The following is a 19165-nucleotide window of genomic DNA, read 5'->3' on the forward strand; positions in this document are numbered from 1 at the left end:
GGTCGTTGTTATAAAGTAATAGAGATTATATCGCAATTCTAAGCGTGGTGTTTTCGGTTACTTCAAATTTTGCTTCGGCCCATGTTGGTGGCCCAAAACTCATCACGTTATTACTGACGCCATAAGATTCCTTAGGCATGCCGTTCACTTCAAAATCCATTCGTTGGTTGCCATTTAAATCCTGTAAAACGATGATCGCATATTCGCCGGCAGGAACATTTTCAAAAGTAACGGTAGCAACTCCATCTTTAATGCTTGAGCTATCTGCCATTAAAGGTGCAGCACGCATGAATTGGTCTTTAGTGCTCAGGGAAAAAATCATCTTGCCATTGTCGTTGCGGGCATTGTCAACGTTGACGGTGATGCTGTAGGTTTCTACAGTTGTTTGTGGTGATTGCGCTTTCGCGAAAGCGGAAATAAGAATAAGAACTAAGGTGGTCATAAGCGTTTTCATATTATGTGTTTTAGATTGTTTGGTGGTTCAAATATGCAGAGACATGGCAGTTTTTAAAACTTGTAGCTACCCAACTGTAGGAATCAGTATCTGAATTGTACCTTTTCCTGAAAACGTAGAAAACCAACCAGCGTTTTGTACGTATCTTAAAGCAAATCAACCGATGAACTTCACCATCAAAACATGTTTTGCTTGCCTTTTCCTAGGTTGCTCTATTCAGTCAATTCAAAGTCAAGGACTCATTGATGGATTTTATAACGGTGCAGGAAACATTACAGCTGTAATTGGCGCTGGATATGAGGATAATCCAACCTATCTAGCTGGCAAAAACGAGTTGGAGCTTGAGAAGTCCTTTTATAACATCAATACTTTCATCGCTTACGGCATTACAAATCGCATTGATGTCAATCTAGCAGCAGCCTATGTAGAAAGTGACGCAGAAAAAGCATTACAAGATGCTAGACTTATAGCCAAGTTCAAAGCTTTCGAAACGATTGCAGAGAAATATGAACTATCAACCACCCTAGCAGGTGGCATCGCATTCCCTTTAACCAACTATCAAACCGAAGGTCTTAACGCTATAGGACAACGTGCCACCAGCTTTCCATTGCGAGCCTTGTTGCATTACAAAAGAACAGCTGGATGGTTCGCAACAGCACAAGTTGGTTATACGCCAACCCTAGAACCAACTCCAGATTCCAATACGGCGAGTTTGAAAATAGGTCTGGCGAAGACGAGTTATTATATAGACGCTTTTATAGATTACCAAAACTCGCTCAATGGAAGAGATTATCGCGGTTTTCCCGCGCCAGATAACTTCAGGGAATTGGAAGTTGATTTCTTGAGAGTTGGATTGACATTATCAAAATCTATCACAGCAAAAACAAGTGCTTTTGTAAATGGTGCCTATACGGTAGACGGTAGGAATGTGGGCTTGGGACCTGCGGTAAATTTAGGATTCGTTTATAAAACTGCTTTATAAATTGTTCTTGATCTTAAGCAGTTCGGCTTTTACAAATTCAAGTTTCTTGATGATCTCCAGATGACTTAAATCTTCTTTATGGGTTTTCATGTAGTCCCGAGCACCTTCTAACGTGAAACCTCGCTCCTTAACCAAATGAAAAATCGTTTGTAGATTCTTGATATCTGCTTGAGTGAATTTGCGGTTACCGCGAGCGTTCTTTTTAGGCTGGATGATATCGAACTCCTTTTCCCAAAATCTTATAAGCGATGCATTGACATCAAAAGCCTTAGTGACTTCGCCCATGGAATAATACAACTTCTCTGGTAGGTCAACGTGCATTAGTCCAGAGAGATATTTTCTTGTTCAGATTTCTTGAGTAGTTCATTAAACTCTTCTGGAGTCAAAGAACCGTAATAGAAATTAATAGGATTGATACGCTCGTTATCCTTAAACACTTCATAGTGTAGGTGCGGCGCTTGAGAGCGACCTGTAGAACCTACGTAACCTATGATGTCTCCACGTTTTACTTTTTGACCTATTCTTACATTATAAGGATTGCGTGCTCGTAGGTGTGCATATAAAGACACATAACCGAATCCATGATCAATTCTTACATGGTTTCCATAACCAGCACTATTAGCATCTGCGCGCTCCACTACTCCATCGCCACTGGCAAATACAGGTGTACCTCGCGGCGAGGTGAAATCCATTCCATAATGGAATTTTCTTGTTTTATTAAATGGATCAGTCCTGTAACCATAACCACTCGCCATACGTGTCAAATCCTGGTTACGAACTGGTTGAATCGCTGGGATACTTGCTAATAATTTTTCTTGATCCTTAGCAAGAACTGCAATCTCATCCAGTGATTTACTTTGGATTGCGGTACGCTTCTTCAATTTATCGATGGATTCCTTAAGCGTGATTACCTTATCAGAATTTGAATAACCCTCGTAGTTTCTGTATCTATTCACACCACCAAAACCTGCTTGACGTTGCTCTTCAGTAATAGGGTTGGCATCAAAATAAATGCGGTAGATGCTGTTATCACGATCTTCAACTTCTTCAATAACGGCGGTTAGCTGGTCAATCTCCTTTTCCATGCTCTCCATTTGCATTTCGACAAATTGCTTATCGCGCTTGGCACTGCGCAATTCTGGAGAATCATAAACCTTACCGGCATACAAATACAAAAGAAAACCTACTAGACAACTTGAAAAAACAAATAGAGTCACTTTACCTAAAGTTTTACGCTTGCGACGCTCTACTTTTTGGTAGGAAAGTGTTTCTTGATCGTAGTAGTACTTAACCTTTGCCATACGTTATAAAGTGCTATTTTTGCCGTGTTTTCTGCACTCTTTAGAAGACGCAGAAAGGTTGATTTTGTTACGCTTTCGCGAAAGCGAACTCATCATCAACCCGTTAACAACGAGGACAAAAGTAAGAAATTGTAATTAACCGCAGGATAGCAGCCACAATGAAGTCACAACAGATAAGACAGACCTTCCTAGATTTTTTCAAGAACAAACAACACCAGATAGTTGCCAGCGCTCCCATGGTCATCAAAAATGACCCGACGCTCATGTTCACAAATGCTGGGATGAATCAGTTTAAGGAGTATTTTCTAGGGATTTCAGATCCTAAGAACAATAGGGTGACTGACACGCAAAAATGCCTGCGTGTAAGCGGTAAACACAATGACCTTGAAGAAGTTGGTGTGGATACGTACCACCATACGATGTTTGAAATGTTGGGGAACTGGAGTTTTGGCGATTATTTTAAAAAAGAAGCCATTGCATGGGCATGGGAATTATTGGTTGACGTTTATGGCATTGATAAGGACTGCTTGTATGTCACGATTTTTGAAGGTGATGCCTCTGAAAACTTAGAACGCGATACCGAAGCCTATGATTTCTGGGCAGAACTTATCGACAAAGACCGCATCCTCAACGGAAACAAGAAGGATAATTTTTGGGAAATGGGTGATCAAGGTCCTTGTGGACCATGTTCTGAAATTCACGTGGACATACGCAGCGATGCCGAAAAGGCTAAAGTCGACGGTGCAACTCTTGTAAATGCAGACCATCCACAAGTGGTGGAAATTTGGAATCTCGTATTCATGCAATACAACCGCATGGCAGATGGTTCTTTAAAAAACTTACCTGCACAACATGTGGATACAGGTATGGGCTTTGAACGCCTTGCTATGGTTTTACAGCACAAACAATCCAATTATGACACTGATGTATTCCAGCCGCTCATCAGCGAGATTGAAACCATCACAGGTCATTCCTATGGAAATACCGAACAGGAAGATATCGCGATCAGAGTCATTGCAGATCACGTGCGCGCGGTTTCCTTCTCTATTGCAGATGGCCAATTGCCGTCCAATACTGGTGCTGGATATGTAATACGCAGAATCCTGAGACGTGCCATACGCTACGGATTTACCTACCTCAATAAAAAAGAACCTTTCATTTTCAAATTGGCTTCTACGCTGGCGCATCAAATGGGTGATGCTTTCCCAGAATTGAAGGCACAAAAGGATTTGATTATTAATGTAATCAAGGAAGAAGAGCAATCGTTCTTGAGAACCCTTGATCAAGGATTGGTTTTGTTGGATTCCATGATCGCTTCCGCGCGCCGCGCTGAGCCTGTCGAAGGGAAAGCGAAATCAGAAAACACCATCGAGGGATCCAAAGCATTTGAATTGTACGACACCTTTGGCTTTCCTATTGATTTAACCGCATTGATTTTGCGCGAGAAAGGAATGCAGCTTGACGAAGCAGGTTTTGATAAAGCCATGCAAGAACAAAAGGACAGATCCAGAGCAGCCAGTGCAACCTCTGCCACGGACTGGACCGAATTAAGATCTGACGATGTGCAGGAGTTTGTAGGCTACGATCGTCTAGAGGCTGATGTATTTATTTCCAGATACAGAAAAGTCACTTCTAAAAAAGACGGTGATCAATATCAGCTGGTTTTTAATATGACTCCGTTTTATGGAGAAAGTGGTGGTCAGACCGGTGACAAAGGGTATTTAGAGAGCACAAGCGGTGATACCGTTTACATTATCGACACAAAGAAGGAAAACGGACAAACCGTTCATATCACAAACAACCTGCCTAAAGAATTAAAGGAGCGACACAAGGCTGTGGTAGATGCTAAACAACGTCAACGCAGTGCCGCAAACCATACAGCTACTCACCTTTTACATCAAGCATTACGCAAGATTCTGGGAACGCATGTAGAACAAAAAGGTTCTATGGTACGCAGTTCTTCTTTGAGATTTGACTTCTCGCATTTTGCCAAAATGACTCCAGAAGAAATTGATCAGGTAGAACAATTTGTAAATGCTCGTATTTCTGAACAATTACAACTGGAAGAAAATAGAAACAACACATATGAAGCAGCGATTGAAGAAGGTGCTATTGGGTTGTTTGGTGAGAAATATGGTGATGTAGTTAGAACAGTTAAGTTTGGTGAAAGTCAGGAACTTTGTGGTGGAACACACGTTCAAAACACCGCAGATGTCTGGCATTTTAAAATTAAAAGCGAGGCTGCCGTAGCTGCTGGAATACGTCGTATTGAGGCCATCACAGGCGATGCCGTATTGAAGTATTTTGAAGATCAAGATGAAACGCTAGAAGAGATAAAAAACATCCTAAAATCAACAGCAAAAAATCCAGCCGATTCCGTTCAAGCGTTGCAGGATGAAAACGCTGCGCTTAAAAAGGAAATTGAGCAATTGCTTAAAGCGAAAGCTGGAAATCTCAAAGGTGATTTAATAGCTTCTGCTCAAGAAATCAATGGCGTACAGTTTATTTCTGCTGCTACTGATCTTGATACCAAATCCATCAAGGACTTGGCTTTTGAAATCGAGCGTGGTATGGAAAATTTATTCATGATTCTAGGATCTAATTCAGATGATAAGGCAACACTTACCGTCATCATTAGTAAAAATCTCGTAGAAGACAAAAAGCTGAATGCAGGAGCTATCGTCCGCGAACTAGGAAAGCACATTCAAGGCGGCGGCGGTGGCCAGCCACACTTTGCCACAGCTGGTGGTAAGAACCCGCAAGGGATTGATGCAGCGCTTGAGGCTGCTAAGGGTTATTTGTAGATTGATAACATGCAAAACGACCCTTTTCTAGAACAAGACGAATCACAAGAAACCGAACTCAATTTTAAAGGATTCGGTCCTCGATTGGGAGCATATTTGCTGGACGCACTTTTCTTGATCATTCCTGTAGGTGCGGTGAATATCTATAATCTTATTTATTTGCGCAGCTTCTGGTTGTATCTATTGGCGAGTATTGTTGCCATGGCTTACAAGCCAATATTAGAATGGCTTTATGGCGCAACTTGGGGTAAGATGATCCTTTATATTAAAGTCGTGGATTATGACGGCGGCAAAATCAATGCTGCACAGGCAGTCTTACGCAGCATCTTTACCATTGCCCAAACCCTAATCATGCTACCCATCTATTTTTATATTTTCAACGATGGTTACCTGGCTGATTTTGAAGGTTACTTCGATTACAGCCTTGCGCTTGCAGAACGTTATCCAGTGCTCAATGTGATTTCAGGTATCTCGGCACTCATCGTTTTTGCCGAAGTAATTGCTTTGCTTATGGATCAACCTTACTGGCGATCCATACACGATAGGATCGCAAAAACTTATGTAGTTGAGAAAGAATAGACCACAGAATATCAGTTTTTAAACTCGAACTTTACATGAAGACTTTTCTTTTTGTTTCTATAATAGCGCTTCTCGTTGTAGGCTGTAATAATATTCAGTCTGTCACCTACCAAGAACCTACAAAATTGAGAAAAAATGAATTTATTGTTAGAAAGGGCTCCTACACTATTGTAAAACCAGAAGTTCCTGTTCGGCTGGTTAATGAAACATTTTCTCGCTTAGAAGAAAATATGAGAGACCTTTTAGGCAACTGCTTATTAAGCAATAGCGTGGTCAAAGCAACTGATATACAAATTGACGATTACAAAATCAGAAAGGCCGACATCAATAGTATTAAAATACTCCAACCAAATGTGGATTTTGTAATCCATATAAGTTCAACTTACAAGGAGCCTATTGTTACTCAATTCAGAGATACTAGAAAATCATTTAGTCCTGATGAACATGTGACTGGAACGCTCACCATCTTTGATATTTCTACAAATCGTATTATTTACCAACAACAACTGATTGGTTCTACTGAGGAGAAATATGATGTCTTCAATGACGATAATGATCTTATTTTATTCAAAGCTACGGGCAACATGCTAACAGAAAAAGTCTTAAAACGCCTGATCGATGGCGTGTCTCGTCATGCAGAAAACTTCGTTGATAGCTGCAATAAATAGAAATTATGCTAGCAGGTGGCTTCATACAGCACATGATCACCGCAATGAAAAACAACGCCAGACGTCGTAAGACTAGCGATAAATCTCTGGCGGGAACTGAAAGCGGAGCTCTTTACAACAATGACTGGAGCAAAACACCTAAACACACTCCAGAACAAATTGCCGCAGCCAAAGCGGCGTTCCAAATCAAAGTTAAACAAGAGAAAAAGCGGCGAAATAAAGTAATTCTTGTCACCATTCTTGCCGCAGCGATCATATGCTATCTAATATATCTTGCATTGAATTATTTCATCACTTAGTTTAGAATTCTGCTAACAATCGCGGCATTTCATTTGATTACATTTGGTTGAGTATGTCATCTATGAAATTAACTACCTCTTTTGAGATTGATAAAATCGCCAGACCCATTGACCACAACAGTCAAGTGGTCCTGCTGGGCAGTTGCTTTGCGCAGCACATAGGAGATAAACTTAGTTACAATGCATTCCAGTCGGTAGTGAATCCTTTTGGGGTAATTTTCAATCCGCATAGTATTGCGGTATTGGTGGAGAAGTCACTAAAAGGTGATTTTAAAATGGATGATGTGGCTGGGAAATTCAGCTATCTCGCTCATTCTGATCTTAATGGTGAAAGTAGCAATGAAACGCTAGAGAATTTGAAAAGAGCTGGAAATATCTTAAAAAATCAGCTTTCTAAAGCTTCTCATTTGATCATTACATTGGGCACTTCTTGGATTTACGAACTCAAGGAAAGTAGCACTATCGTGGTCAACTGTCACCAACAACCTCAGAAGCTTTTTGATAAAAGACTTCTTACCCACGAAGAAATAAGTAATTCGCTTCATAAAATTGAAAAATTAATTTCCTCAATAAATCCTGACATCCAGCTTATCTACACGGTTTCACCCGTGCGGCATATAAAGGATGGTATGGTTGAAAACACCCGTAGCAAGGCGCGCTTGCAGGAGGCCATTCAGCAGCGATGTGATCATGGCGAGGCATATTATTTTCCGTCCTATGAGATCCTGATGGACGAACTGCGCGACTACCGCTTCTATGCCGGTGATATGATTCATCCTAATGATACCGCTGTGGATTATGTGTGGTTACGCTTTCGCGAAAGCGCACTCAACCCAAACACCTCAAAAGCAATAACAGCTATTGAGAAACATCAAAAATTAGTTTACCACAGGCCTAAGGACTCAAAGGCACATCAGGTGCAAGTAGAAGAGTCTCGCCATCAATTACTCACTCGATTTCCATCTCTCCAAATATGATACGTAGACTCAAAGGAATTTTTATAGGTGTTGCCGTCACACTGGTGATAGTACTCATGTACAGCTATTACAGCAATCGCAATAGTGAACAGGAACGACTGACCGCTCAAACTGCACTTATTGAAAAACAGGTGCGCAATGTGAGCAAACTAGTAGTGACAGAGGCTACCTATGCTAAAGTTTACACCTATGAAAACACAAAGTCATATGGATGGGACTTTTACAGCAGCCAGAAACGCGCTTTGATTATTTCAAATGCCAAAGTCCAGATCGCATACGATTTGCGCAAGATGAATTTTCAAATTGAAGAGAATGAAAAAACAATTAGGATCCTAAATATACCACCACCTGAAATCAAAATTGATCCAGATCTGACCTACTATAACATTGACAATGGATTGACCAATAGGTTTGAGGCAAAGGATTTTAATAAAATGAAAAGTCAGATCACTAAGGACCTGAGAGGTAAAATAAGTAAGAGTGAAATTGTCAACAACGCACAAAACCGACTGCTAAGCGAGCTGTCTCAAGTTTATGTACTGACTGAAAGTTTTGGTTGGAAACTGGAGTATGATGGATCTACCATCGACAGCAGTAGCGACTGGACAAGCATTATGGATTAACTGAAAGAAAGCACAAATCCCTCAAGAACTAATTCTTGAGGGATTTGCCATCATTAACCAAAACTAACTACTAAACTTTATACGAGCATTTATCTACCTCTGGTACGATATTCCCGCAATATTTTTTTCCTGAATTCATATTCGGCTTTTTTGAGTTGCAAAAATCTCTTTGGCCCTATGATTTTTATGATCTTACGGTTACGAGATTCAAAGTTGGACTCATTGAGAGAAGCCTCGATATCAAACATACCATCGACAAAACCTTGTGCTTGATCAACAGACATGGTGTTGAAACTCTTTGCCATGTCGTACATCAATTTCTTTTTCTTGATTTTCAAATCATTGCGCTCTTCCTTTATATCATTGAAGATAGGCCAGAACTTTTGAGCCTCGGCAGATGTTAATGACAATTCCTGCGTCAGGTAAGCCACTTCCATAGCTTCAATTTTATCTGTGGCACTTTGCACTTCTTGATAGCTGGTGCGTACGACTTGCGCCATAGAACTGAAAGATGCCATTAGGGCTATGGTAAATACAGTTATAGTTTTCATTCTTCCCACATTTGGTTCATATCTACCTCATCTGCGAGGTAGTTTAATAATTCATCGTTATCTAAAGAGGTTTCAAAGTTGGTGGTGTCTAAAATATCGTTGTCTGAGTATAAAATATTGATCGCGTCATTATCATATATGAAATCAGTTTCCGCTAAGTAAAGCGCGATTTCTTCATTTTCTAAATCCTCAATAGTCATATTTTGAGTAGGCCAGAAACCATCAATGGCTAGTATGGCAACAAATATGGCTGCTATTGCAATCATTGGAATTACCCAAGATGGATAATCTCTTTCTAGCTTCACGACAGGTTTATCTACCGTTGCTTCTAACACTCGTTGCTCTAGGCTCTCAAAATAATGCTCTGGAGTCGTAAATGGGTTTTCCTTATCAAGAGTAATCTGCTTACTTTGAGCAACAGTACTCATTACCCGATCTTCCAAACTCTCAAAATATCCTTGCGGTACTTCAAAAGGGTTTAAACTTGAAACCAATTTATTTTGATCTGCGCTAACAGCATTCAAGATGCGGTCTTCTAAAGTTTCAAAGTAACCAGACGGTACAGAAAACGGTGATTCCTTGCTCTCTTGATCAGGATTCACCTTATCGAACAAACGATCCATATTGGATTCAAAGTAGCCATCTGGCACTTTAAATCCTAAATCGTTATGTGTGTTCTTCTTCTTCATGTTTCTATGACACTAATTATGGCCGTTAGTTTAATCTTCTTTTAGGTAGGCCTCTATCTTTTTGGCTGCAATGTGATAGCTTGATTTTACTGCACCTTCACTCAATTCCAATATTTCTGCAATGTCCTTGAATTTGATCTCATCATAATATCTCATATTAAAAATCTCTCGTTGACGGTCAGGTAACCTTACTAGCGCTTTTTGCAGTTGTTTTTGAATCTCATCACCTGTAAAGTAGACATCTGCTTCCAACTGTTGTACCAGATAATCCTGCATCTCTGCGCTATTGATCTGAACAATTTTTGATTTACGCTTGAGAAATGTCATGCTTTCATTGTAGGCAATTCTAAACATCCAGGTACTCAATTTACTATCACCTTTGAACTTAGGCAAGCCTCTAAATATTTTGATAAAGACATTCTGCAACACGTCATCAGTATCCTCATGATTGAGAAGAATCTTACGTATTTGCCAGTAAAGGTTTTGTTGATGTTCTTTCACCAATAAACGAAAACCCTTATCCAAAGATTTAGGGTTACTAACGAGATCCAGAATTTGTTGGTCGGTAGATTGGCTCATTCGCTGGTTATGACGCCTAAAAATAACAAAGGTTTAATGATATGTTGGTCTAAAGCAAAATCATTGACGAAACAATTTCTTGATATTTTTAATCCCTCTAACTAACAGTGGATAATCCCTGAGAATTAATAATTATTCATCTTCTTCATCTTCCGTAAACAATTTTCCTACCGTTTTCTCATGCAGATTTTGAAAAACTATGAATAGCATTGGGACAAAAATAATCAGCAGAATGGTTCCAAAAAACAAACCTCCTGCAGCACCGGTTCCTATGGATCTGTTCCCTTTAGCACCTACACCAGATGCAATAATTAAAGGAACCATACCAGCAATAAATGCGATGGAGGTCATTAAAACGGGTCTTAATCGTTCTCTTGCCGCTTGGATAGCAGCATCCTTGATGGACTCGCCATCTCTCCTTTTCTGCTGTCCAAACTCTACTATAAGAATGGCGTTTTTAGCTAGCAGACCGACCAGCATGATCAATGCAATCCTGAAATAAATATTATTTTCTAAACCGAATAGGTACGTAAACAGATAAGAACCGAGTACACCTAGCGGCAGAGAAAGAATTACCGCAAATGGAATGATGTAGCTTTTGTATTGAACAGCGAGAAAAAAGTACATGAATATCAAACTAAGAACAAGTATTACCTGTAACTGACCTTCCGCCTCTATTTCTTCTCTAGTCAAACCATTAAATCCTAAGCTATAGCCGCGTTTCAAATCTTGGGCTTCTTCCCTAATTATAGCAATAGCATCACCCGTACTATAACCTTCAGCAATGGACCCATTGACGCCTATAGCATTGAACAAATTAAATCTATTGATAGATTGAGCTCCGTTTATTTCCTTTAACGTGAAGAATTCTGTAATGGGCGCCATTTCTCCCATATCATTGCGCACAAAGATCTTTTTAAAATCTTCTTTTGTCCTGCGATACTCTGGAAGAGCTTGTACGTAAACTTTATACTGTCTACCGAATTTGCTAAAATTGGAAGCGTAAATCCCGCCTATATAACCTTGTAATGATTCCAATACTGTATTTGCATTAATTCCTGCTGCCTTAATCTTGGGTAAATCCAACTCTATCTGATATTGAGGGAACTGGTTGCTAAACGTTGCTCTAGCCATGGCAATCTCCTGTCGTTGGTTGAGACGAGCGGTAAGGTTTTTGGTTTCCTCGTTCAAATCATCTAGCGACGCACCGCTCTCACTCAGGACATTAAATGAGAAACCACCAGAACCACTGTAACCCGGCACTTGCGCCGGTTGGAAAAAAGTCATTTGCGCATCAGGAAATGATTGAGCTATACCGTTAAGTTGTTTTATAATAGAATTGATAGACAAAGAATCAGTATCTCTTTTACTCCATTTCTGTAAAGGAAGGTACGCTAAGGCATAAGAGCCTCCAGTACCATTGAAAAAGTTAGAACCTGTTGAAAACGATATGGATTCAACTCCATCTATCTCTTTAGCTTGTTCACTAAAGTCTGCCATAATTTGATAAGTGCGATCCATGGAGGCACCATCAGGCAAGGTGACATTTGCAAAGACCACTCCTTTATCTTCGGTTGGTACGAATCCTTTAGGCAGTTTATTATTGATAAAAAATATAGCAACTACAGCAACAGCAAGAACGGCACCCGTTATGATTAGCTTACTGCTCAGTTTTGTTAGAATGCTTTCATAGCGGTCTTTCAATTGGTCAAACTTCTGGTTGAATCCATGGAAGAAACGTCTTAAAAAGTTTTTGTCTTTGTCCTCATCATCCTTAGGCTTCAAAATTAAAGCGCTTAGTGCAGGACTCAACGTAAGTGCATTAATGGATGAAATTAGTATTGAAATAATCAACGTTACTCCAAATTGCTCAAAGAATATTCCGGTAGGTCCCGTTAAAAAAGTTACCGGAATAAATACGGCAGCCATCACGAGCGTTGTAGCTACAATAGCTCCCGATATTTCTTTCATCGCATCTATACTAGCCTTTCTTGCGCTTTTTTCACCTTTTTCCATTTTTGATTTAACGGCTTCTGTAACTACAATAGCATCGTCAACAACAATACCTATGGCTAGAATTAAGGCAAATAATGTGAGAAGATTTAAGGAGTAACCCAACAAGTTTAAAAAGAAAAATGTTCCCACTACAGATACTGGAACTGCTATGGCTGGGATAATTGTCGTACGTATATCTTGAAGAAAGATAAAAACCACCACAAAAACTAATGCAAAAGCAAGCAGAAAAGTATTTATCAGATTGCTGATCGATGCTTCTAGGAAATCATTGATATTATAGTCAATGATATAATCCATCCCTTTGGGGAAATCTGCTGCAAGCCTATCGAGTTCTGCTTCGAGATCTTTAATAACTTTTTGGGCATTAGAACCTGGGGACTGAAATATTCCTAGACCTATAGACCGCTCTCCATTGGTTTCTGAGATAGAGGTATAACTAAATGCATCCAGCTCAATGTCTGCAACCTGTTTGAGTGTCAAATACTGGTTATCATCTAGGGTTTTAAGCACGATATCCTGGTATTCTTCAATTGAACTGAAACGTCCCTGATACTGTAGAGCATATTCAAAGGAAGAACCTGAATTTTGCCCCAACGTACCTGGAGCCGCCTCTATGCTCTGCTCATTCAAGGCAGTTAAAACATCTGATGGTTGTAAGTCATATGCAGCAAGTTTATCAGGCTTTATCCAGATGCGCATGGTATAGGATTTTCCACTACTGGATGAAATTTGAGCTACGCCTTCAATTCTTTGAAGAACTGGAACTACCTTGATATCAACATAATTCTGAACAAAAACCTCATCAAAATCATCAGTTGTAGTTCTAAAGGATAGATACATCAACGAACTGTTCTGCTTTTTTTGAGTAACGATACCACTATTAATAACCTCTGCAGGAAGTAGAGGGTTAGCTCTTGCTACACGGTTTTGAACATTAACAGCTGCAATATCCGGATCGGTTCCTTGCTTGAAGAAAATGGTAATAGTTGCATTACCGCTATTACTTGCAGTAGAGGTTATGTAGTCAATACCTTGCACCCCATTAATTTCTTGTTCAAGTGGTACCACAACACTCTCCAGGATGGTCTGCGCACCTGCACCTGGGAAGGTCGCTGTCACCTCAACGGTTGGCGGTGCAATTTGAGGGTACTGAGTAACCGGCAAGTTATTGAAACCCAATATTCCCAGAATTACAACCACAATTGAAATCACGGTTGATAAAACTGGATTATCAATAAATGTTTTGAGGAACTTATTCATTCCTAAAAGCTTTTTTTACATTCCCTAACACACTATCCAATGCGATAAGTTTTGGTTTTATCTTGGCACTATCCTGCACTTTACCTAGTCCCTTGGCGAGAATTGTATCACCTACCTTAATCCCAGAATTCACGATAATCACATTTCCAACCCGTTTTTCTATATTGACCAGCGTATTGTAAATCGTATCCTGATTAGCGACCCTAAAGAGATAGGTAAGCGTTTGTTCTTTATAAGTAGATTCTGCAGGCACTACAACAACGTCACTGTATTTAATAGGTATTTTTAAAAGACCACTATAACCATCTGTAAGCTTACCATCGGGATTTGGGAAAATAGCTCTAAAGGTGATGCTTCCCGTAGAACTATTAATGGTTCCAGTTGTTGTCTGAATCCTTCCTTTTTGCTTGTAGTTATTGCCGTTAGACAATTCAAAAACTACCTCTGGAAAATTTGCGATCTTTTCTTGTAGAGAAGTTCCTCTAGTCTCATCAAGAAAAGCAACATAATCTTTTTCATCCATAGAAAAATACACAAAAACGCTATCGTTCTGGCTTACCGTAGTCAACGGAAGGTTATTGGTAGGCCCCACAAGTGATCCTAATCGATAGGGCAATGAATTTATACGACCCGTTACAGGGCTCTTGATCGATTTGTAGTCTGACGTGCGCTGTGCGCTGCGATAGACATTTTCGCTTTCTTTCAATCTAGAGTTTGCCTGAGCAAGGCCGGCTTGAGCTTTCTTAAGTTCTACCTCGCTAATGATACCTTCTTCAACAAGTGGTACCAATTTATCAACGTCCACCTGTGCATCATAACGGTCTGCACGGGCAATACCTATAGCATCTCGTGCTGCTTGTGCGTCTGCCTGCAAAGGTTCAGCTTCCAGTTCAAACAGCAAGTCACCTTTTTGAACATAAGCGCCTTCATCCACATAAATTCTTTCTATGAATCCTTCAATTTTAGGCCTGATTTCTATGTTTTTAACACCTTCAACATTAGCAGGAAAGATGGTAGTATCGTTGACGGTTCTCTTTTCAACTTTAAGAACGGGTAATTGAGGTATTCGCTGCTCTTTTTTCTCGTCAGAACAAGAAAAGAATAGCGCAAACACCGTCAGGCAGGAAAAAGCAAAACTGTAATTAATCTTCATAGTTTATAGCTCCCAGAACTTCACTGGGTTTTTAAGTCGTTTTGGCAATAATTCTTTCTCATAAAATGGTCAGAAATCATCACCAACTTGTTTCAATTTTTAAATCAATCATGCCCTTTGATTCAAGTTATAAGGTTTGTTTGAAATTCGCTTTCGCGAAAGCGTAACTTCATTCATCCTTTTCCTTTTCATTAGACAACATGGTATCTACAGGAACGATCACTTTATTCCAGCCACCGCCCAAAGCACGGTACAACTCTACCGTAGCATTGAGCTGATCCAGTTTAAGGTTTATCAATTCTATCTGAGCATTGAGTCGGTTGGAGTCTGCTATGAGCACCTCGAGATAACTGGAAAGTCCGCTTTGATATAGGCGGAACGAATAGTCTGTGGCGTTATCAAGAAATAGCACCTGTTCCTGAAGTATTTTGTATTGTTCTTCTAGAGAATTTTGAGTGAACCACGCATCGTTTACTTCCTGATATGCATTGAGCAAGGTTTGTTTGAAGTCGAGAGATGCGGTTTTCTTATTGATCTGAGCTACCTCATAATTTGTTCTTATCCTTCTATTATTCAAAATGGGCTGTGCCAGACCTGCTACCAGCGAGTTAAACAACGAGGCACTGCTTATCCAGTTACTGGCATTCACACTTCTAAAACCCGCTGAAGCCCCAAGATTTAACTGCGGATAAAAATCTGCCCGAGCTACGTTTTCCAATTCAAAAGCGTTGATCAGGTTAAATTCTGCCTGTATCACGTCAGGTCTGTTTCTCAATAACTGCGATGGCAATCCCATGTTTATTTCTCTGTCCATGAACACATCAACCAACTCACTGCGGGAAATCTGTTGAGGGTTTTTTCCCAACAGCACGCTGAAGGCATTTTCTGCAACCTTGATTTGTAACTCGAGATCCAGTGCCAATAATTCCGCAATTTTTAGTTGAGAACCGGATTGCTGCACCACAACCTCACGTTCTAAACCTGCTTTTTTTAGCTTCTGTGTGATTTCATAGCTTCTTTGTCTTGCATCCACTGCCTTAAGAGCTGTTTCCAGTTGTTCATCAAGAGCCATAAGCAGATAATATTGCGAGGCAACATTTGAAATTATGGAGGTTTTAACCAGTCGTTGTCCAGCCTCGCTCTGTAAATAAGCGGCTGCCGTTGCTCTTTTATTGCTGGTGATACCGCCCCAAAGATCAACTTCCCAATCCAGTGTTCCCGTTAAGTCATATTGTTCAATGCGGGATGGAATATTACCATTACTGGATTGGTTTCCTTGACGGGCCTGTTGTCCCTGAAAACTATTATCGCTAAAGTCTGATGAAGTCACTGTAGCATCTACATTCAAGGTAGGCAAATATCCTGCTCGTCCCTGTTGATAAAGTGCCTGTGATCTATAAACATTTTGAAGCGACAATCTCAAGTCGTAATTATTTATGAGCGCTTCATCGATGTAGCCCAACAACAAAATATCCTTGAAGAACAATTCATAAGGAACCGAAGCCATAGATGTAGAATCTACTTCTTTGAAGTCTCTATAAACCACAGGGACATCAAGCTCTGGCTTTTGATAATTTTTAGTTATCAAACACGAGTGAGTCACAAAGGATAGAAGTAGTAGTAGGAAAATGTTTTTCAAAAGCAATCTTCAAATAAAAATGAAAATGTAGTCGCAGTTATTTATACTAAACAACTGGAAAATTGAAAATTAAGGAAGCACGCAGCAATAAATGATAGGGAAATGTGAAAGTTGCACCTGATCAGTCGTATTCTAATTGGAAAACAGCTTCTTTTAAACAAACCACCTACGTTCATCTTTCTTAAGATGTTATTGTTTTTATCATACACTTGAAAACTAAATTGTTGTCATCTGAAAATCGGTACTATTATTGTCAGATAAAACTTAAAGTTGGAAATGAAAACAATTTTATAAAATTATACTTGAGAGAAAGTGGATTACTCATAGTATCACGCTTTTATTACAGCTACGAATTAATTAAATATCTTTGATTCAGCAATAGCTCAAATCTGATGTGATTCAGACAAGGATTTTCTCCGAGAGCTTATAAACACAACAAAAATTAAAGAAATGGAAACCACAGAATATAGAAATCCTAGTACCTACCAACCGCTTATAGAAGTAAGTGATGATACCAGAGCAGCTTTTTACCGCAAGACTTACGGTCATGTTGCGCTAGCCACTTTACTATTTATCATTATTGAAACTGTTTTGTTGCGTATCGATCCATTGGTAGAACTGATGTTATCATTGACTCAAGGCTGGAAATGGCTGCTTGTTCTAGGTGCTTTCATGTTTGCGACCAACTATGCAGAAAAGCTAGCACACACTACACATGATAAAACGAAACAATATCTAGCGCTATTCCTCTTTGTACTGGCTGAAGCTATCATTTTTGTGCCACTTCTCTATATCGCTATTTTCTATATGGAAGGTGATTATTTCTCTGTTATCAATCAAGCCGCCATCATGACGCTTGCCCTATTTACGGGATTGAGCGCTGTGGTGCTTATCACTAAAAAGGACTTTTCATTTTTGCGCAGCTTCTTGATGATAGGTTTTGTCATCGCCGTTGGAGCAATCATTGCCGGGATGATTTTTGGATTCAATCTTGGATTGGTTTTTAGTGTAGGTATGATCGTTTTGGCTTCAGGAACAATTTTATATCAGACTTCGCAGTTGGTTCACAAATATTCTACAGATCAATATGTGGGCGCATCCTTGGGATTGTTTGCCTCACTGATGTTGTTATTCTGGTACATCATGAGCATTTTTATGTCAAACGACTAAGTGCCGTTTTTACTCATTCCAGGTGATACTAAACAATGGCTGGCTCCATATGGCTATGCTTTTGTAGGTCTCATTTTATTAGCCGCCATAGCGCATCTGGTTTTGAGGTATCTACAAAACAGGAGTGATTTTCTCTGGTACAGGCAGTTGATTAGCTGGAGAAAGTTATCGCTTTCGCGAAATCGTATTCTTCAATCCTTCCCTTTCTACAAGAATCTGTCATCGAGTTATCAAAAACAGTTTGAACATCGTGTCTCTTGTTTTATAGCAGACAAATCCTTTAGACACCGACACGGTAAGCAAGTTACCGAGGAGCAGATTGTTACCATTTCTAGTATTGCAGTTATGCTAACCTTTGGGCGGCGCAATTATATCATGGATCATTTAGATACGATTCTATTATTTGATGCAGAATTTGAGAGCGCAGCAAATGGTGTGAAACATAAAGGTGAATACAACCCTAGAGCCAAAGTGCTAGCTTTATCATGGCCTGATGTCGTTACTGGATTGAAAGTTACTGATGACAATTTCCATCTCGCACTACACGAATTTACTCATGTAATTCATTTGGAAAGTGAGCGATCACAGCATATTGATGCATTGCGCTATCATAAATATCACCAAAAGTTATTGCTGGCTTTAACGGATAAAGACCTTCGAGTTAAATTGGAGCAATCGGCATATTTTAGGGAATACGCATTTACCAATCAATACGAATTCATGTCTGTATTGACGGAATATTTCTTTGAATCTCCAAGGGTGTTTAAAGAGGAGTTTCCGCTATTATTTAGTCACCTTCAAACGGCGCTTTTATACAAAACGGATTGGCTTTCTGGAATAGATTGATTGGAGTTTGACTTTTGCAATTCCTGTGAATGCAGGGTCAAACAGTCGAGTGCCGCTAGAATTGATTTTACCTCGATGAAATCTTTAGCCTCCAAATTTAGACTGCGTTCGCTGTTATGAACAGCTGCCAAATATTGTAAACTAATAATACGATCACTAAAAGATGAACCTGGTTCACCTAAATAATTAATAACTTTATTATTGATTTCATCCAGTAATTCAGAAAGTGTCGATGCGACGCTATCATCTGTTACCGAAACATGAAACCTCAAACACTGATCAATTTCTGTGAATATTTTAACGGTATTAGAAGAGATAAGTTCGCCTCTTAAAAGCTTGATGAAATTATTGATTGAGATGGACAGTTCGCTCATCATAACGGCATTGGAACGGTCTGGAAATTGTTTATGAAATTTATCTCCAAAAACAACAGAAGAATAACGACATTCTGCCTTGTACTTGATGTAGTTTAAATAAGAAATGACTCCAAGTCCTTGCGCATCTTCATTGCTAATTAGGCCTTGTGCCATTTGTATTCCAAGGGATTGTAATTTTCTTTTCATCGAGCATGTTTT

At 39.6% G+C, this 19165-nt stretch carries 19 protein-coding genes; 9 read left to right on the forward strand and 10 right to left on the reverse strand.

The window, feature by feature from the left end; genetic code table 11:
* Positions 1-25 precede the first annotated feature (25 nt).
* Positions 26-454, reverse strand: a complete 429-nt coding sequence (locus BLO34_RS07175) for a DUF2141 domain-containing protein (RefSeq protein WP_090753988.1) — start codon at positions 452-454, stop codon at positions 26-28.
* A 163-nt stretch (positions 455-617) separates the two neighbouring features.
* Between BLO34_RS07175 and BLO34_RS07180 the strand changes: the two genes are divergently transcribed.
* Positions 618-1436, forward strand: coding sequence for a hypothetical protein (locus BLO34_RS07180; protein WP_090753990.1), 819 nt, complete (start codon positions 618-620; stop codon positions 1434-1436).
* On the opposite strand, the gene BLO34_RS07185 is transcribed toward BLO34_RS07180, so the two are convergent.
* Together BLO34_RS07185 and BLO34_RS07190 are read right to left on the reverse strand one after the other, a co-directional pair.
* Positions 1431-1757: a MerR family transcriptional regulator gene (locus BLO34_RS07185; protein ID WP_090753992.1), complete on the reverse strand. Its 327-nt coding sequence runs from the start codon at positions 1755-1757 to the stop codon at positions 1431-1433. The genes BLO34_RS07180 and BLO34_RS07185 overlap by 6 nt on opposite strands.
* Positions 1757-2737 carry a M23 family metallopeptidase gene (locus BLO34_RS07190; RefSeq protein WP_090753994.1) on the reverse strand — a complete coding sequence of 327 codons (981 nt, stop codon included), beginning with the start codon at positions 2735-2737 and terminating at the stop codon, positions 1757-1759. The genes BLO34_RS07185 and BLO34_RS07190 overlap by 1 nt, the downstream gene beginning before the upstream one ends.
* Positions 2738-2895: 158 nt before the next feature.
* On the opposite strand from BLO34_RS07190, the gene alaS reads away from it, so the two are divergent.
* From alaS to BLO34_RS07220, 6 genes are all read left to right on the forward strand, one after another.
* Positions 2896-5541: an alanine--tRNA ligase gene (gene alaS, locus BLO34_RS07195; RefSeq protein WP_090753996.1), complete on the forward strand. Its 2646-nt coding sequence runs from the start codon at positions 2896-2898 to the stop codon at positions 5539-5541.
* 9 nt (positions 5542-5550) lie between these two features.
* The gene (locus BLO34_RS07200) at positions 5551-6120 is read left to right on the forward strand and encodes an RDD family protein (protein ID WP_090753998.1); all 570 of its coding nucleotides are present in this window, start codon (positions 5551-5553) and stop codon (positions 6118-6120) included.
* Between the two features lie 35 nt (positions 6121-6155).
* Positions 6156-6788, forward strand: a complete 633-nt coding sequence (locus BLO34_RS07205) for a hypothetical protein (RefSeq protein ID WP_090754000.1) — start codon at positions 6156-6158, stop codon at positions 6786-6788.
* A 5-nt stretch (positions 6789-6793) separates the two neighbouring features.
* Complete coding sequence (locus BLO34_RS07210) at positions 6794-7087, forward strand: hypothetical protein (RefSeq protein WP_090754002.1); 294 nt, start codon at positions 6794-6796, stop codon at positions 7085-7087.
* A 62-nt stretch (positions 7088-7149) separates the two neighbouring features.
* The gene (locus tag BLO34_RS07215) at positions 7150-8064 is read left to right on the forward strand and encodes a GSCFA domain-containing protein (RefSeq protein WP_090754004.1); all 915 of its coding nucleotides are present in this window, start codon (positions 7150-7152) and stop codon (positions 8062-8064) included.
* Entirely contained in the window at positions 8061-8687 is a 627-nt protein-coding gene (locus tag BLO34_RS07220; RefSeq protein ID WP_090754006.1) for a DUF4230 domain-containing protein, read from the forward strand. The genes BLO34_RS07215 and BLO34_RS07220 overlap by 4 nt, the downstream gene beginning before the upstream one ends.
* An 89-nt stretch (positions 8688-8776) precedes the next feature.
* Here the strand turns inward: BLO34_RS07220 and BLO34_RS07225 are convergent, their stop codons facing one another.
* From BLO34_RS07225 to BLO34_RS07250, 6 genes are all read right to left on the reverse strand, one after another.
* Positions 8777-9238 (reverse strand): hypothetical protein, encoded by a 462-nt coding sequence (locus BLO34_RS07225; RefSeq protein WP_157686715.1) that lies wholly within the window; start codon positions 9236-9238, stop codon positions 8777-8779.
* Positions 9235-9927, reverse strand: coding sequence for a hypothetical protein (locus tag BLO34_RS07230; RefSeq protein WP_090754010.1), 693 nt, complete (start codon positions 9925-9927; stop codon positions 9235-9237). Before BLO34_RS07230 ends, BLO34_RS07225 begins: the two co-directional genes overlap by 4 nt.
* Positions 9928-9957: 30 nt before the next feature.
* Entirely contained in the window at positions 9958-10506 is a 549-nt protein-coding gene (locus tag BLO34_RS07235; protein ID WP_090754012.1) for an RNA polymerase sigma factor, read from the reverse strand.
* A gap of 132 nt (positions 10507-10638) precedes the next feature.
* Positions 10639-13782, reverse strand: coding sequence for an efflux RND transporter permease subunit (locus BLO34_RS07240; protein WP_090754014.1), 3144 nt, complete (start codon positions 13780-13782; stop codon positions 10639-10641).
* Complete coding sequence (locus BLO34_RS07245; protein ID WP_090754016.1) at positions 13775-14935, reverse strand: efflux RND transporter periplasmic adaptor subunit; 1161 nt, start codon at positions 14933-14935, stop codon at positions 13775-13777. The genes BLO34_RS07240 and BLO34_RS07245 overlap by 8 nt, the downstream gene beginning before the upstream one ends.
* 169 nt (positions 14936-15104) lie before the next feature.
* On the reverse strand, positions 15105-16574 hold the full coding sequence (locus BLO34_RS07250) for an efflux transporter outer membrane subunit (protein ID WP_157686716.1): 1470 nt from the start codon (positions 16572-16574) through the stop codon (positions 15105-15107).
* Between the two features lie 450 nt (positions 16575-17024).
* Between BLO34_RS07250 and BLO34_RS07255 the strand changes: the two genes are divergently transcribed.
* Together BLO34_RS07255 and BLO34_RS07260 are read left to right on the forward strand one after the other, a co-directional pair.
* On the forward strand, positions 17025-17744 hold the full coding sequence (locus tag BLO34_RS07255; protein ID WP_090754020.1) for a Bax inhibitor-1 family protein: 720 nt from the start codon (positions 17025-17027) through the stop codon (positions 17742-17744).
* Positions 17745-18590: a zinc-dependent peptidase gene (locus BLO34_RS07260; protein ID WP_090754022.1), complete on the forward strand. Its 846-nt coding sequence runs from the start codon at positions 17745-17747 to the stop codon at positions 18588-18590.
* Here BLO34_RS07260 and BLO34_RS07265 read toward each other — a convergent pair.
* Positions 18542-19153, reverse strand: a complete 612-nt coding sequence (locus tag BLO34_RS07265) for a hypothetical protein (RefSeq protein ID WP_090754024.1) — start codon at positions 19151-19153, stop codon at positions 18542-18544. The genes BLO34_RS07260 and BLO34_RS07265 overlap by 49 nt on opposite strands.
* Between the last annotated feature and the right edge of the window lie 12 nt (positions 19154-19165).

This window comes from Nonlabens sp. Hel1_33_55 (assembly GCF_900101765.1).
Classification (GTDB): domain Bacteria; phylum Bacteroidota; class Bacteroidia; order Flavobacteriales; family Flavobacteriaceae; genus Nonlabens.

Coding starts and splice junctions, on each gene's coding strand:
- BLO34_RS07175 (WP_090753988.1), bottom strand. CDS start 454: ATGAAAACGCTTATGACCACCTTAGTTCTTATTCTTATTTCCGCTTTC.
- BLO34_RS07180 (WP_090753990.1), top strand. CDS start 618: ATGAACTTCACCATCAAAACATGTTTTGCTTGCCTTTTCCTAGGTTGC.
- BLO34_RS07185 (WP_090753992.1), bottom strand. CDS start 1,757: ATGCACGTTGACCTACCAGAGAAGTTGTATTATTCCATGGGCGAAGTC.
- BLO34_RS07190 (WP_090753994.1), bottom strand. CDS start 2,737: ATGGCAAAGGTTAAGTACTACTACGATCAAGAAACACTTTCCTACCAA.
- alaS (WP_090753996.1), top strand. CDS start 2,896: ATGAAGTCACAACAGATAAGACAGACCTTCCTAGATTTTTTCAAGAAC.
- BLO34_RS07200 (WP_090753998.1), top strand. CDS start 5,551: ATGCAAAACGACCCTTTTCTAGAACAAGACGAATCACAAGAAACCGAA.
- BLO34_RS07205 (WP_090754000.1), top strand. CDS start 6,156: ATGAAGACTTTTCTTTTTGTTTCTATAATAGCGCTTCTCGTTGTAGGC.
- BLO34_RS07210 (WP_090754002.1), top strand. CDS start 6,794: ATGCTAGCAGGTGGCTTCATACAGCACATGATCACCGCAATGAAAAAC.
- BLO34_RS07215 (WP_090754004.1), top strand. CDS start 7,150: ATGAAATTAACTACCTCTTTTGAGATTGATAAAATCGCCAGACCCATT.
- BLO34_RS07220 (WP_090754006.1), top strand. CDS start 8,061: ATGATACGTAGACTCAAAGGAATTTTTATAGGTGTTGCCGTCACACTG.
- BLO34_RS07225 (WP_157686715.1), bottom strand. CDS start 9,238: ATGAAAACTATAACTGTATTTACCATAGCCCTAATGGCATCTTTCAGT.
- BLO34_RS07230 (WP_090754010.1), bottom strand. CDS start 9,927: ATGAAGAAGAAGAACACACATAACGATTTAGGATTTAAAGTGCCAGAT.
- BLO34_RS07235 (WP_090754012.1), bottom strand. CDS start 10,506: ATGAGCCAATCTACCGACCAACAAATTCTGGATCTCGTTAGTAACCCT.
- BLO34_RS07240 (WP_090754014.1), bottom strand. CDS start 13,782: ATGAATAAGTTCCTCAAAACATTTATTGATAATCCAGTTTTATCAACC.
- BLO34_RS07245 (WP_090754016.1), bottom strand. CDS start 14,935: ATGAAGATTAATTACAGTTTTGCTTTTTCCTGCCTGACGGTGTTTGCG.
- BLO34_RS07255 (WP_090754020.1), top strand. CDS start 17,025: ATGGAAACCACAGAATATAGAAATCCTAGTACCTACCAACCGCTTATA.
- BLO34_RS07265 (WP_090754024.1), bottom strand. CDS start 19,153: ATGAAAAGAAAATTACAATCCCTTGGAATACAAATGGCACAAGGCCTA.